At 27.7% G+C, this 14,653-nt stretch carries 14 protein-coding genes; 3 read left to right on the plus strand and 11 right to left on the minus strand.

The features are described 5' to 3' along the window. Window positions 1-46 precede the first annotated feature (46 nt). The 7 genes from ACJDTP_RS23090 to ACJDTP_RS23120 form a co-directional block, all read right to left on the minus strand. Window positions 47-826, minus strand: coding sequence for a M48 family metallopeptidase (locus ACJDTP_RS23090; RefSeq protein ID WP_406762582.1), 780 nt, complete (start codon window positions 824-826; stop codon window positions 47-49). Between the two features lie 85 nt (window positions 827-911). Beyond that, complete coding sequence (locus ACJDTP_RS23095; protein WP_406762583.1) at window positions 912-2,948, minus strand: GTP-binding protein; 2,037 nt, start codon at window positions 2,946-2,948, stop codon at window positions 912-914. A gap of 279 nt (window positions 2,949-3,227) precedes the next feature. Further along, the gene (locus ACJDTP_RS23100) at window positions 3,228-3,929 is read right to left on the minus strand and encodes a lysophospholipid acyltransferase family protein (protein WP_171771064.1); all 702 of its coding nucleotides are present in this window, start codon (window positions 3,927-3,929) and stop codon (window positions 3,228-3,230) included. Between the two features lie 265 nt (window positions 3,930-4,194). Continuing rightward, a complete protein-coding gene (locus tag ACJDTP_RS23105) occupies window positions 4,195-5,121 on the minus strand; it encodes a ribonuclease Z (RefSeq protein ID WP_077842623.1) in 927 nt (308 codons plus the stop codon). 69 nt (window positions 5,122-5,190) lie between these two features. Then, complete coding sequence (gene yaaA, locus ACJDTP_RS23110; protein ID WP_271810393.1) at window positions 5,191-5,973, minus strand: peroxide stress protein YaaA; 783 nt, start codon at window positions 5,971-5,973, stop codon at window positions 5,191-5,193. Between the two features lie 84 nt (window positions 5,974-6,057). After that, a complete protein-coding gene (locus tag ACJDTP_RS23115; protein ID WP_168983008.1) occupies window positions 6,058-6,213 on the minus strand; it encodes a hypothetical protein in 156 nt (51 codons plus the stop codon). A 426-nt stretch (window positions 6,214-6,639) separates the two neighbouring features. Continuing rightward, the gene (locus ACJDTP_RS23120) at window positions 6,640-7,236 is read right to left on the minus strand and encodes an FMN-dependent NADH-azoreductase (RefSeq protein WP_078115246.1); all 597 of its coding nucleotides are present in this window, start codon (window positions 7,234-7,236) and stop codon (window positions 6,640-6,642) included. Window positions 7,237-7,598: 362 nt separating this feature from the next. On the opposite strand from ACJDTP_RS23120, the gene ACJDTP_RS23125 reads away from it, so the two are divergent. Beyond that, the gene (locus ACJDTP_RS23125; RefSeq protein WP_077839452.1) at window positions 7,599-8,087 is read left to right on the plus strand and encodes an RNA polymerase sigma factor; all 489 of its coding nucleotides are present in this window, start codon (window positions 7,599-7,601) and stop codon (window positions 8,085-8,087) included. Next, window positions 8,080-9,495: a hypothetical protein gene (locus ACJDTP_RS23130; protein WP_406762584.1), complete on the plus strand. Its 1,416-nt coding sequence runs from the start codon at window positions 8,080-8,082 to the stop codon at window positions 9,493-9,495. Before ACJDTP_RS23125 ends, ACJDTP_RS23130 begins: the two co-directional genes overlap by 8 nt. A gap of 103 nt (window positions 9,496-9,598) precedes the next feature. Here the strand turns inward: ACJDTP_RS23130 and ACJDTP_RS23135 are convergent, their stop codons facing one another. Beyond that, window positions 9,599-10,831: a hypothetical protein gene (locus ACJDTP_RS23135; protein ID WP_406762585.1), complete on the minus strand. Its 1,233-nt coding sequence runs from the start codon at window positions 10,829-10,831 to the stop codon at window positions 9,599-9,601. A gap of 474 nt (window positions 10,832-11,305) precedes the next feature. Here ACJDTP_RS23135 and ACJDTP_RS23140 point away from each other — a divergent pair, with 474 nt between their 5' ends. Further along, window positions 11,306-11,608: a hypothetical protein gene (locus ACJDTP_RS23140; RefSeq protein ID WP_406762586.1), complete on the plus strand. Its 303-nt coding sequence runs from the start codon at window positions 11,306-11,308 to the stop codon at window positions 11,606-11,608. A gap of 176 nt (window positions 11,609-11,784) precedes the next feature. Here ACJDTP_RS23140 and ACJDTP_RS23145 read toward each other — a convergent pair whose 3' ends face one another. The 3 genes from ACJDTP_RS23145 to ACJDTP_RS23155 form a co-directional block, all read right to left on the minus strand. Then, window positions 11,785-13,299, minus strand: a complete 1,515-nt coding sequence (locus ACJDTP_RS23145) for a sensor histidine kinase (RefSeq protein WP_406762587.1) — start codon at window positions 13,297-13,299, stop codon at window positions 11,785-11,787. Between the two features lie 2 nt (window positions 13,300-13,301). After that, on the minus strand, window positions 13,302-13,979 hold the full coding sequence (locus ACJDTP_RS23150; RefSeq protein WP_077839447.1) for a response regulator: 678 nt from the start codon (window positions 13,977-13,979) through the stop codon (window positions 13,302-13,304). Window positions 13,980-14,127: 148 nt separating this feature from the next. Beyond that, on the minus strand, window positions 14,128-14,634 hold the full coding sequence (locus ACJDTP_RS23155; RefSeq protein ID WP_406762588.1) for an NUDIX hydrolase: 507 nt from the start codon (window positions 14,632-14,634) through the stop codon (window positions 14,128-14,130). Between the last annotated feature and the right edge of the window lie 19 nt (window positions 14,635-14,653).

A 14,653-nucleotide genomic window follows, 5' to 3' on the forward strand; every position in this document is an offset into this window, starting at 1 on the left:
AAGCGTTACCTCCAAATCCACATATTATATTTTACAGTGTTATATCTTATAAATACATATTTAATCCATTTAATTTGAGCCATTCATGTTTTTCTTTATAATCCGGCATTATTTTATGAACTCTATTCCAGAAATCCTTTGAATGATTCCTGTGGTCCATATGGCACATTTCATGTACGACAATATAATCTAAAACATCAGGTCTTGCCATACTACATCTCCAATTAAATAGAATAACATTTTTCCATGTGCAGCTTGCCCACCTTCTTTTTTGTTCCTTCACTCTTATATCTGTAACCTTATCTCTAAAATTCTTTGAATAATAATCTATTCTTCGTGTAACTATTTCTAAAGTTTCTTTCCTATACCACTTTTCAAATTCTGCCCTTAATTTTTCCATTTCCATTGTATTTGTGTGTATAATAAAACTTTTCTCCTCATTACTGATATCTATATCTCCTAATAGCTCTTCACCATTTCTATATACATTATTCGAATTTCCACTAAGTTGAATAGATATGTTTTTTATTTTTTCATCAAAAATTAATTTAAAAGAATACTCTTTTCCTAAATATATAAATGTGCTTCCTGGTGTAAAATCTCTCTTAGTCTTTTTTGAATTTCTTTGAATCATTTCTTTCTGCTTTTCAAAAATCCAATCTGACCTTTTTCTCACAACTAACATAATATAATCTTTGCTAGTTTTTAAAGGAGCACTAACAACAACTTTTCCACTTTCTTCAATTTTAATACATATAGTTTTTCTTTTCCTCCGAATCAACTTAAATTCTATAATCTTCTTTTCAATCTCCAATTTATACTTCATTTTATCTCCAAATTATTAAATTTGCATTATAATTATTAAAATGAGTAATTACCTAAATGCAAATTTACTATAGTAACTTATTTATTTATGCATCAAATTCAATATGCATTTCCTCATCAGCTCTATCCCATGTGACCAAATAGCCTTGACCATGCGAACAAAATACTGATGTTGACGTATATTCAATATCAGCGTTTTTATTGTATGCTTTAGTTTCTATTACTTCTTCACTATTATGGCATAAATCATATCCATCATATATCAAATTTATGCTGCCTTTCCCTCTTGTAAAAGCTATAACTTCCATACTGTAATCCATAAATGTTGAGACTGGTCCCCTCCCATTTACTATCACTTTGCTTTCTAGCATTTCTATAGGTTCAAAAGTTCCACTTAGTTTTTGAATATCTGCCAAAATTCTTCCTACATGTTCATTAGAGGCTTCTATTACAAATTTATAATATGGTTCCAATAGTATATTGTAAGCTTTCTCTAATCCTTGCCTTAATGCCCTAAATGTTGCCTCCCTAAAATCCCCTCCACAAGTATGCTTATTATGGGCTCTTCCAGTTAATAGTGTTAACTTTATATCTGTTATAGACGATCCTGTTAATATACCATGATGCTCTCTCTCAAAAATATGTGTTCTAATTAAATTCTGATTTCCTTGAGTCAAATCATCGTCATGACATTTATTTTCAAAAACAATTCCACTATTCCTTGGCAATGGTTCAAGTTTAAGATGCACTTCTGCGTAGTGTCTTAATGGCTCAAAGTGTCCACGACCTATAGATTCTTCTGCTATAGTCTCCTTATAAATAATTTGACACTTATCAAAATCAACTACTAAACCAAACCTTTCTTTAACTAACTCCTTCAATACCTCTAGCTGAATTTTCCCCATTACATGTACATGGATTTCTTGAAGAATTTCATTCCATGTAACATTTAGTGATGGGTCTTCTGACTCTAGCACTTTGAAATACCTTAAAACTTCACGAGCATTGCAATTTTTATCAAAAATCACTTTAGACATTAAGGTTGGAGTCATTTCGTATTGTGTTTTTTCTTTTAGATCCCCAATACCATCTCCTGCTACTGCCTTTGAAATACCTGTCACAGCAAATAAATCTCCAGCTTCTACAACATCTACTGCTTTAAATTTTTTCCCATTATATATTCTTATACTGCTTATTTTTTCAGTAATTTCGTTAGAATTATTTTGTACATGATCGAATTCTTTTACGAATTCACCACCATAGCTTACTTCCTCTCTAATCTTTAACTTTCCTTTTAAAGCTTTAATAAAAGTTACGCGATTTCCATTTTCATCATGACGAATTTTATATACACGCCCAGAAAATTTTTCATTACTTTTATACTCTGTATATGTTAATTTGTCAATAATATTTAGAAATTCTATTATTCCATCATCTTGAAGTGCAGATCCCCCAAAACATGGAAATGCTTTGTTTTCTTTTATGAGTGATATAAACGTTTTTATCCAAAGATCATAATCATAGTTTCCTTCAATATATTTTTCTAAAAGTTCATCATTATGCTCACTTATAAATTCTATTAAATACTCATTTAAATTGAACTCATCAAATTTGTTTATATCATCTATTTCTTCTTTGCTGTCATAAATAAAATTATTATCTATATAACACGCATCACTAGATAAATCTCTTTTTATTTCTCTTACAACTCTATCTTTGTCTGCTCCAGTTCTGTCTAATTTATTAATGAAAAATATAGTCGGAATCTTATATTTTCTTAATAAATTCCACACTGTTTTTGTATGACCCTGTACTCCCTCAACTCCGCTTATAATGATTATCGCATAATCCATAATTTCTATAGACCTTTCCATCTCTGCGCTAAAATCAATATGTCCTGGAGTGTCAATTAAGTAGTACGTAGAACCATTCAGTTCAAAAGTCCCTTGATCAGAAAATACAGTTATTCCTCTTTCTTTTTCAATATTATGACTATCTAAAAATGAGTCTTTATGATCTACTCTTCCTCTATTTGCTATACTTTTTGTATGATAAAGCACTTGTTCTGAAAATGTAGTCTTCCCTGCATCAACATGTGCTAAAATCCCTATTGTCTTTTTCATCAAATCATCCTTATAGTTTATTTATAAAATAATTATTTATCTTTAATCTTCTACTAGTATTTACTTAAAGTATATCACATAAATTATTTGGAAGTAATATAAAACAAATGCACAATATTCAACTAAGTAATCTCAAAGAAAAAACATAATTTAAATTATATCTATAATTATGATAATTATTATATAAAATAAATTTCTTCTTCCCATAAAATTATTTGCTGAAAATTGCGCATTAGTATTAATACGAATAATTTGGTTCTAAAAATTATTAACTATTCTTTATTTTAAGTTATCTATAATTGTATTTCTTATATTCTCTGCTAAATTATACTCTTCTTCTTTTGATAAGTTTTTAGTATCAATAGCTTTCCCAAATACCACTTTTATTTTTGTAGGTTTAAATTTTCTAGTATCTTCAAATGCTCTAGAAGCCCTATCTATACCTACTGGCACTATTATAGCTTGAGATTTAGTTGCTAATTTCAAACTTCCTTTTTTGAATTGCCCTACTTTTCCCTCTTTATTTCTAGTTCCCTCAGGAAATATAACCATTGAACTTCCATTCTTAATATTTTCGATTGCTTCATTAATTGATGCTATAGCAGCTCTTGTATTACTTCTGTCTAAAGGTACACATTTGCTCTTTTTTAACCAATAACCTAGTATCGGAGTTTTTAACAATTCCTTCTTGGCGATAAATCCCATCTTCTTATTTACAGTATAAAGCAATATTATTATATCTAATATACTTGAATGATTACCTACAAACACGCATTGCTCTTCAGGTATATTTTCCGTGCCCGTCACATCTAATTCTATTCCTATTATTTTTAAAGTGAATTTACTCCAAAGATATGCAGTTTTTCTTACATATTCCTCAGCAGATTCATCACCTTGAGTTCTCAAAATAAATGTATGCTTAACTCCTTTTATCCTTACCCACAGCATATAAAAAACATAATATATTTTTTTAAAAAACATTTCTTGATTTCTCCTTTTTCTTTTGTCTCCAATTATTATATAATTTCTACCATATTATACTCTTTTTTTATTACATTGGCTATTTATATATGTAAGAATTATATAATTTCATCTTTCAGATTCACACCCAACTCAAATTTATGTTAATTTTCTTACTATCAAGTATAACTTCAAAACCATATAAATATTTAGATTGATTTAATCTAATATTAAAAGTAAAAAAACATAAAACTAATATTCAAAATTGGTTTTATGTTCTCCTGGATTAGTCTTCATTAAAATTTAAAGTTGTTTTATACCTATCAAAACCAATTATAGTTTTATCGAAAACTTCATTTGCATTATTTAAGTATTCTTCTGGTTCGTTCATCGCCGTTCCAAAATGGGTTAATAAAAGTTTTTTAACATTGCCTTTGAGTGCTAAATCAGCCGCTTCTCTAAAAGTCATATGTTTATTTTTAATAGCTTTAGGTAAATCTTTATCATCTCCATAAGTACCCTCACAAATGAAATAATCACTATCACTAATAAATTCTATTATATTTTTAATTGGTCTTGTATCTGTAATTATACTGACTTTTATTCCTTTCCTCTCTTCTCCCATTACCATATCATTAGTATATAAAACACCATCTAACACAATATTTTCTTCATTTCTTTGCAACCTATTCCACAGAGTTTTAGGAACTTTATTTTTTTCAGCTTTCTCCACATCAAATTTTGGCTGCCGCTTAAAATAAAAACAATAACCTATACATGGTGAAGAATGATCTAACTCTAGAACTGATATATCTACATCTAAATTTATACTACCATCAAATAATTTAAAGGTTTCTTTAGGATTTTCTATTATATTAATTTCATAAGGCAACCAATTTGCTATTACTCTTAATTTTTCTACTGTTTCTCTTATTCCTTCTGGTCCTATAATTGTTATGGGTTCAGTTCTTCCACTATTACCTATCGTTCCAAGAAGTCCTGGAAGTCCTACAATATGATCGCCGTGGGTATGAGTAATGCAAATAATATCTATAGACTTAAATCCTGTATTTGATATTCTCATTGATACTTGAGTACCTTCACCGCAGTCAACCAGGATTTTCCTACCTTTATAATTTATCAGTGTGGCTGATAAAAATCTATTGGGCATAGGCATTCCACCTCCGCAACCTAATAAAAGTATATCAATCATCTAATTTCACCTCCTTTATATAAAATACATTAAATTAGCTTGTCTAAAAGCAAGTAAATCCAAAATTATCTAGTATCTATTATGTATATCTCTAGTAAATACCAAGTCCGCTTCATTAGATAACTCTTCATTAAATTCATAACCATCGTGATTGAATTCTTTTAATTCTTCTAAATCTTCTATCTTATTTCTTACAATAAAAGAGGTCATCAGCCCTCTTGCTCTTTTCGCCATTATAGTTATTATTTTATATTCTCCATTTCTATATTCCTTAAATATTGGTGTTATAACCCTTATGTCGCCTATTGTTTTAATATTTTCTATTGCTTTGAAATATTCATAAGAAGCTAAATTAACAATGGTCTTATTTTCACGTATTTCTACATCTTTCAAAATGTTATCTATTAATTTATTTCCCCAATAATCATATAAATTTTTAAACTCGCCAATACTCAGCTTCGTTGCCATTTCTAACCTATATAAGTTTATTCCATCAAAAGGCTTTAAAACTCCATAAAGTCCGGATAATATCCTTAAGTTATCATTTGCATAAAAATAATCTTCCATCGTATAGCTTCCTACATCAAGTCCCTTAAAAACCTCACCTTTAAATGCAACTAGACATTGTCTTGCAGATTCTAAAGACTCTGACCAATTTTGAAATCTTTGAGTATTTAATTTAGCTAGCTTAGGACTTATTTTCATAAGCTTTTCCAAAGATAGATTATCATATTTTTTCAACTCCTCAACTAATTCTCTAGCCTCATTTAAGAAATATGGCTTAGTCATTGGTAATGTTTCATTAAATTTAGAAAAATCTAAAGTTTTAGCTGGGGAAATTATTATCATCATTAAGTTTCTCCGCCTTTCATTTATAATATACTTCTTCTAGTTAATATAAATTTATTATTAAATACTTACTTTGTGCTGTTCAGGTTACTTATCAAATAAACCTCCACCGTTACCAACTTTTACACCTTTAGAATGTTTTCCTATAACTTTTTTTGCCCTTTGATTATTCTTAATATTATTATTTTTTTGTTTCTTTTCCTCAATTATTTTTTTCATAATTTCTATGCTTTTATCGTTCATGTAAAATTCCTCCGTTTATAACATATTTATTTCTGCATTTAATCTTAATAGAATAATTTTCAGCTTATTAAATCTTTAAACATAGATTTATTATTGTAACATATATAATTTAGTTTAATAGTTACCAAATTATTTTACAATATAGAAAATGTATTAAAGTTTATGATTACTACCTAAAAAGATTTGTTTATATAGATACCCCAACTAAGACCTGAATTTATTCATATAACTCTCCGAAATGAATAATATACTTTTCTTCCAGTTGGAATATATCTCATAGTCTAAGTATAGTTTATGATTGTGTTATCTATAATTTATGAAAGTTTTCCAACATTTGTATCTAGAAATAACCGGATAGATAAAATTAATCATTATTAACTAGTTAATTTAATAGTTAATAATGATTAATAAATAATATTATTAAATTTAGAAGTTCTTTGCAGTTTCCTTTGCTTTATCTATAGCTTCTTCTAGTATTTTATCAACATTTTCTCCTTGTACATCTAATTTCTCCGCTGAAATAGTTGTAATATCTTTTATTCCAAAAAAGCCTAGTATACTTCTTAAATAGATACCATCAAGCTCATATGGTGTTTCAGCATATGAGCCACCTCTTGCCGCAATATATACAGCCTTTTTATTTTCTAAAAGTCCTACAGCTCCTTCTTGTGTGTATTTAAACGAAATTCCTACTACACTTATATAATCAACATATGCCTTTAATATCGCTGGGACACTTAAATTCCACATTGGTGCTGCTATAACATATTTATCAGCTTCTGCAAATTGATATGCATATTTAAGTACTGGATGACTTTTACTCTCATCGTTTTTAGGTCCGAATACTGTATCTAGATCCTTACTTCTTAAGAAATCTATATCTGTTTTATACAAATCTAATGTAATAATTTCATCATCGGGATTATTTTTTTTATATTCATCTATGAAGTTATCTGAAATTTTAAAAGTTCTTGATTGACCTTCCGGTTTTGCATTTGCTTTAACATATAATACTTTGTTCATGTATCTATCTCCCTTACTATATTATTCATATATAAGTTTGCACAGCTTTTTCATTTCTATTACTAAAAGTGATAGTTTTCTTTTACCTTAATTTCTCCCTATAAGCTGCTACACAATATTTCAGAAAAAGTGCTTTTATATTATATGTTACTTAGTTTAATGACAGACATATATGAAAATATTATTTTTCGAATTTTAATTGATTAAACTCTTAATATCTTTTAAAGTATTCTATATACAATTATTACTCGTATATACTTATTCTAATAAATTGAAATTCATCATAAACTAAGAAAATTATTATCGTTTGCAAAATTTTGTTGTTATAAATCGTATTAAGTATTGGAGGGGGTAAAAATCAAATGGATGAGTTGGATAATAACAAAAGTTACATTCATTACTTAATAGAAACGTATTCCGATATGCTGATTCGAATTTCGTATTCATATATGAAAAATTTAAGTGATGCCGAAGACATAACCCAAGAGGTTTTTATAAAACTACTTGAAAAACGACCTGATTTTAAGAACGAAACACATGAGAAATCCTGGTTAATTAGAGTTGCTATAAATTTAAGTAAAGATAAATTAAAGTCTTCTTATTTTAAAAATACCACATCATTAGAAGATGATTTTGTTGATACAACTCAGGAAGATAATGATGTAATCCAAGCAGTACTTAGCCTACCAGTAAAATATAGAAGTATCGTTTTTTTATATTATTATGAGAATTATAGTATTTCTGAAATTTCTAATATTTTAAACATAAAGGAATCTACTGTAGGTTCACAACTTAGCAGAGGACGAAAATTACTAAAATCTATACTAAAGGAGGATTTTGAATATGAATAAAATTAAGAGCTCTTTTTCCAAAATAAAAGCAAGTGAAGAATTTAAAGACAAGCTAAAAATGGAATTACTAAATGATGCTTCACAATTAAGAATAAAAACAAATAAAAATTATTCTCCACTTGGATTAAAAGCAGCTGCTGTCTTATTAATACTTTTAGGTACCGCTAGTTTTAAACTAATTATAAATAATACATATAAACACCAAAATATAGATTCTGGAAATACGACATATGCCTCAAAAGATGAATTAGATAAATTCACTAATGATAATTCAATTTCTTCTCCTGTTTCTAACAAAAATAATAACCATGCTATTGATAATAATAAATCAAATGTAAAAGCTGAAAACTCTACTGGTATAAAAAATAGTTCAAGTTTTCATGATAATTCACCAAGTACTAACAATAACTATGACAACAATAATAATAGTAATAATAAAGTTAAATATTCTAAAGAGACGACTTTAGGAAATACTAGCACTAATGAAAATGTAGCATCAGTTTCCCAGAATTCTGATAATGATAATAATAATAATAATAATAATAATAATCTAACACCTTCAAATGATATAAATTCATCACAATATGCAACAACTTCAAACACTACTACTAATAATTCTAACAAGAATGAAGCTTTGACCCTTAATTCAACCTTGAGAAGTTTTAGTTCGAATACTGTATACATTCCAAAATTTCAGATACCTGATCTTCAGGATAGAACTAAATCAGTGAAAATGGTTCCGTTAATTGTTTACAACGGAAATGTATATCTCCGCGCGCCTATATTAATAGATTCAAAAGATATTTTAGGCAGAAAAATCGGTACTACAACAGGTGAATTAAATAACTTTAATCCTATGAACACATATTCTAAAAATATCATTTCTAATATAGGTACTAATGATGTATATGCGGTAAACGGATATGATGAAGATTTTAGAATAATGACTAATGTAACTTTAAGTGATGGGACAAATCACCCTGAAATTTATGAGTGCCTTAATGGAATTACAATAACTACCGGAAATGATTTTTTTGGAAAATTTAATCTCCCGGGAAATATCGTAAACGCCAGAGTTCAAACTCAAACATCTAGTGATTCGAATAATGAAAAAGAAAACTTCTATACAACTAGTGATCCTAATTTTCTTAATTCTTTTGTTCAAGAACTAGATGATTCAACTCCATATCTACCAGAAAATATAGAGAATTCTTTAGATGACTATACAAATAATGATAAATGTAAAAAGATATTCTTAGATTTAAAAGATGGTAGTAAAAATGTTCCTTTTACAATATTAAGGAATGGTTATATATACTATGGAGAATATCCTACAATCTACTTTAAAATTAGCACTAACTTTATAAATGAAATTTGGGGTACCCCCTCTATAATTAGCGCTAATTGACCTTTTAATTAAAAAATAGTAGGGTCTGTCTGTTATATTCCCTACTATTTTTATAAAAGTCTTCTTACCATAATATATTTATCAATATTCTATTTAAATAGCTCTATTCTAGTGGCTTTGAATTCATAAATTCTTTAACAATTTCATCACAATTTTCAATATTCACAAAAAATATCACACTATAATATATGTTATTTTCTTTCCAAACATAATTAACCTGAGGCACGATACCTTCTTGTGAACGTTTAAATACTTGATTATTTTCAATTCTTAATTCTTGAATTTTCTTCTCTACATTTCCTTCTTTATTAATTTTAATATACTTATTTTTCATCATTTCATCATAAACTGATGAATTCGCAGTCTGAGTAAATGTTATCGAACCATTTTTGTTTGAATAAAGATTATTTATTTCATAGCATGCTTTTTCTTTGTTATTATTCAAATCTCCAACTAATCTAGCAGTGGAGTTAGTTATACTTATATTATTGTTAATTCTAATTGGAAATTTAGGATCAAATTCCAGAGCATTTTTTGCTTCTTCTATATCATCTCTGTCATAAATGTTCATTTCTACATCTCCACCATTAAGATTCTTTATACAATAATTTAAATCTTTTGTATCTTCAGGATATTTTAACGATTTCACTATATTTTTTATATCATCACTTGAAAGCTCTAATGAGTTATTACTACTCCTTTCGCTTTTAGACTCCGATTTATATTCCACACTATACCATAATCCATCATCTTTCCATGAAAAATAATTATTAACAGCTTTTATTTCACTTAATTGGTTTTCCATAGCTTTTTTTACCGGAAATGTGGTTGTTAAAATAACACTTAGTCCATTTATATCTCCTACTTTCATTGGTTGCTTAGAGATTTCCACCTGAGAATTTTCTAATGCCTTAGATTTCCCATTTTCTATCACTTTTAATGATTCTGAAGGATCTTGTTCCGATATTTGTAATGAACGTATTCCATCTTTATTTCCATAAAATATTTCTAAAACATTATCTTTATCAGAAATTTTTTTTAATTGAAGTTCTTGCACTTTATACCCTTCCGGAAAAAAATCCGGAACTTTAAATTTGAAGTCTATTACCTGCTCTAATCTTTTTATGTCATTATAAAATTTTATAGGTGCATCAATGATAAATTTATGTTGTTCCCTAATCATATTAATGTTATTTGAACTCACTTCATAGATACTATTTCCTATTGTAGCTTTAGCAGCTATAAAATTTGTAAAAAATACTGATATTATTGCAATGCAACTTAGGATAAATCTTGTCAATTTATTATTATATCTATTTCCCAACACCTTCCCCATTGTATTCCTCCTTTTATTCATTATTGTTTTCCTTTTAGCTATGCATATTTTAAATCATTCCAATAATCTAAGAGTATGGAACCAAACACTTCTTAATCCTAAATAATTTATAGAAATTAAGTTGTCCTTTAGTTTTGTATGATATAATTATTGTAATAATTTTACAATAATTATATCATAACTTTTGATTCATTAAATTTGTTTTTTTAAAACATTTTTCCTTATTTTGTAAGCATTTAAGCTAAATTTTTACCATTTCTTTACCCTTATTGATTCTAAGCGTATAACTAAATATTAAGGATAATAACTATTCTCAAGTAGGATACACTTATAAAAGAATATAATTACTCTAATGTAATAAAGAACCATTTGTCTATTTATTTCTCCCATATTATAATTAGGTATAAAAATATCTATTATTAGAGCTTAAATACCTAAATACTAAATTATTTTTGTGGAGGATGGTAAAATAATATGATAGATTTACTTTATAAATTATTGCCCATGGTATTTTTACTAACACTGAGTCAAGCTATCTATTTAAAATTCGATGAAAAATACAAATTTGCGGATATAATAAATTCAAAAATTAAAGTTCAACAAAAATGGAAGCAATTTTTTTGTATACTCTTTTTAATGATTTCTTTATTATTTATTGCCGCTATTGGTATTTATGTGATTGAAATTCCTACAATTGTTTACTCCATGTTATGTGGTGTTTTAACTGGTACAAGCATTGGTGTTTCGAACAAAATAAAAATCAAAAATAATTTATAATATGTATTTTCTAGAAAATTTAGTTCATCGAAACTTATCTTAGGCTATCAGGCTATATAAACTAAATAATTCTATAATGAATAAATTAGCTTATTGAAAACTTATATATAAATTAGGGAGCTGCCGCTAACAGATTTTAATCTGATATACCGACAACTCCCTTTGTATTTTTATTTTTAATTTGCTGCTGAACTTAAATCTATTTTATCAATTTCAAACCAAAAGTTAACTCCACCTTCAGTGTTTTCCACTCCATAAGCATTACTATGAAGATCTGCTATCGCCTTTACTATAGATAAGCCCAAGCCATAGCCTCCATAAGCTCTTGTCCTAGCTTTATCTACTTTATAAAAGCTATTCCATATCTTATCCAAATATTCATCTGGTATATGTTTTCCTGTATTAAATACATTTACTCTTATCTTATCTTTAACACTAATCTTATTTATCCTAATGATCTTATTATTGTCTACATGATTAATTGCATTATTAATGTAGTTTGTAAGTATTTGCTCAATACGAGTCATATCTCCATATACAATCACGCTTTCTCCGGATTCAAATTTGATTTCTATACTTTTTTCTTCGAAAGTTGATTTATATCTATTAAGTACATATTTTATTAATGATACTAAATCAAATTCTGTTTTTTCTATATGAAAATAACCAGATTCAATTTGTGATAAGTTTAATAAATCTCTTACTAATTTATTCATTTTATCAGTTTCATTCATAATAACATCACAGTAAAATTTCCTATCTTCATCACTTTCTGTAACATTGCTTACAAGTCCTTCCGCATAGCCTTGTATTACTGATAGCGGAGTTCTTAACTCATGAGAAACACTTGAGATAAATTCTTTTCTCATTTCGTCTATTTTTCTTTCCTTCTCTATATCTTCTTCTAATTTCTTATTCTTTATATTTAATTCCGTAATTGCCCGACTTAGCTCTCCAGATAGATAATTAACACTTTGTCCAAGCTGTCCGATTTCATCTTTTCCATTTATATTGCATTTTTTACCAAAATTGAATTTAGCCATATTCTGCGCTATGCTATTTAATTCTAGTATTGGTTTTGTAAATCTTTTTGAAAACCAAAATGCCCATAAGCTACCTAAAAGTATAATTACTCCTCCAATTATTAATATAAATCTATTTGCAATATCAACACTTTCACTTATTGAGACTAATGGAACTCTTATAGCAAGGATGTCACCATTATTTGTTTTGGTTACAAGAGTTAGAAAGTTTATTTTAAGCTGAACATCCCATCTATTTTCAAATGTATACTTACCTTCACTATATGTATTGTTAATCTTATCATTTTGAGCATCCGAATCTGGTGGTGGTTCTATATTAGGTCTAAATTTATTACCCATATTATCAATTATATTTTTTTCATTTGGCAGTCGCCTTGAAGATTTATATATGAGTTTACCCTCTTTATCTCTAATATCAATACTGCCTCCTATTATATTTGCGATTCTATCCAATTCATCTTGAATATCATTTGGGTCTCCAGTATACATATCAACTAAATGCTTTGCATTATTTTCAAGCATATTTTCTTTATTCTTAATATAGTATTGCTGAAGATATAAGTTATTTAATATCCATAAAGCAGAGATAAAAAAAACTAACAATAAAGTTATAGATAAAAAAAGTTTTGATCTTAATGACTTATTCATACCTATTCCTCAAACCTATAACCGTAACCACGTACTGTTTGTATATAATCACTTTTTCTATCTAACTTTATTCTTAATCTATTTATATGTGTATCCACTGTCCTTAAGTCTCCATAATAATCATATCCCCATACCTTATCTAATATTTGCTCTCTACTTAATGCTTTTCCATAATTTTCAGAAAGATAAATCAATAGTTCATATTCCTTAGGACTTAAATCAACAACTTCTCCATCTATAACCACTTGATGGGCACTATGATCTATTGTCAATCCATTAAAATCTTTGAGCTCCTTACCTCTATCTTCTGAATTTGCCCTTCTCAAAACAGCATTAACTCTCGCTATTAGTATATTAGGACTAAAAGGTTTTGATATATATTCATCAGCTCCAATATCTAATCCAAAAACTTCATCAAATTCCTCTCCCCTTGCAGTTAGCATAATAATCGGAACTTTAGATTTCTTTCTTATCTCTCTGCATACAGTAAATCCATCATATTCTGGCAGCATTACATCAAGAATTATTAAATCTATATTTTCCTCACTAGAAAACAAATTCATAGCTTTCTTTCCATCATCAGCCTCAATTGTTACATACCCTTGTTTTTTCAGAAAATCTGTCACGAGTTTTCTTATTAATGGTTCATCATCAACAACTAGTATCCTTTTCCCCTTCATTATATCCCTCCACAAAAATATCAATTATTCTTATTGTAGCTAATTTTTGTTACAAACATGTCACAGATCATTCTGTTCTCTTAAAATAAACAAATATTAAGATATGTATTATAAATTTTCTTGTCTTACTTGATATAACTAACTACCTCTAATATTCACTAACTTTATCATCAATTAGGGATAACATATCATAAATTTCTGGATATTCAAATAGTTCTCCAGATAAAAGCATATTATTAAATTCTTCAATAGATACAAATTTAACGTTACTAACTTCTTCCTTTTGAAGGATTAATTTCGATAACTCAACATCCTTATATACAAAATATATATCCCAAATAGAATTTTCACGAAATATTCTACGAATAAAATTTAATTCATCTTTTTCAATAGATAATCCTATCTCTTCATTAACTTCTCTCAAAGCTCCTTCCTTTGAGCCCTCTCCACTAACCATACATCCTGTAGTTAGTCCCCACATATTAGGAAGTACATCCTTGTTACTTGATCTTTGTTGAATTAATATTTCGCTTCTGCTATTAATTATCCACACTTCAGTTGCTAAATAATATTCACCATCTTCTAACTTTTCGGACCGTTCTTTTCTTACTTCAGTTTTATATCCTTTATTATTGTATATATCTCTTAATTCCATATTGCATCTCCTATTTAAT

The sequence above is a fragment of the Candidatus Clostridium helianthi genome, from assembly GCF_045310795.1.
Taxonomy (GTDB): Bacteria; Bacillota; Clostridia; order Clostridiales; family Clostridiaceae; genus Clostridium; species Clostridium helianthi.

Bases quoted from the DNA above. Each gene is read 5' to 3' on its own strand.
- ACJDTP_RS23100 (WP_171771064.1), bottom strand. From the start codon at position 3,929: ATGTTTTTTAAAAAAATATATTATGTTTTTTATATGCTGTGGGTAAGG.
- ACJDTP_RS23105 (WP_077842623.1), bottom strand. From the start codon at position 5,121: ATGATTGATATACTTTTATTAGGTTGCGGAGGTGGAATGCCTATGCCC.
- ACJDTP_RS23130 (WP_406762584.1), top strand. From the start codon at position 8,080: ATGAATAAAATTAAGAGCTCTTTTTCCAAAATAAAAGCAAGTGAAGAA.
- ACJDTP_RS23150 (WP_077839447.1), bottom strand. From the start codon at position 13,979: ATGAAGGGGAAAAGGATACTAGTTGTTGATGATGAACCATTAATAAGA.
- ACJDTP_RS23095 (WP_406762583.1), bottom strand. From the start codon at position 2,948: ATGAAAAAGACAATAGGGATTTTAGCACATGTTGATGCAGGGAAGACT.
- yaaA (WP_271810393.1), bottom strand. From the start codon at position 5,973: ATGATGATAATAATTTCCCCAGCTAAAACTTTAGATTTTTCTAAATTT.
- ACJDTP_RS23140 (WP_406762586.1), top strand. From the start codon at position 11,306: ATGATAGATTTACTTTATAAATTATTGCCCATGGTATTTTTACTAACA.
- ACJDTP_RS23135 (WP_406762585.1), bottom strand. From the start codon at position 10,831: ATGGGGAAGGTGTTGGGAAATAGATATAATAATAAATTGACAAGATTT.
- ACJDTP_RS23120 (WP_078115246.1), bottom strand. From the start codon at position 7,236: ATGAACAAAGTATTATATGTTAAAGCAAATGCAAAACCGGAAGGTCAA.
- ACJDTP_RS23090 (WP_406762582.1), bottom strand. From the start codon at position 826: ATGAAGTATAAATTGGAGATTGAAAAGAAGATTATAGAATTTAAGTTG.
- ACJDTP_RS23145 (WP_406762587.1), bottom strand. From the start codon at position 13,299: ATGAATAAGTCATTAAGATCAAAACTTTTTTTATCTATAACTTTATTG.
- ACJDTP_RS23155 (WP_406762588.1), bottom strand. From the start codon at position 14,634: ATGGAATTAAGAGATATATACAATAATAAAGGATATAAAACTGAAGTA.
- ACJDTP_RS23115 (WP_168983008.1), bottom strand. From the start codon at position 6,213: ATGAACGATAAAAGCATAGAAATTATGAAAAAAATAATTGAGGAAAAG.
- ACJDTP_RS23125 (WP_077839452.1), top strand. From the start codon at position 7,599: ATGGATGAGTTGGATAATAACAAAAGTTACATTCATTACTTAATAGAA.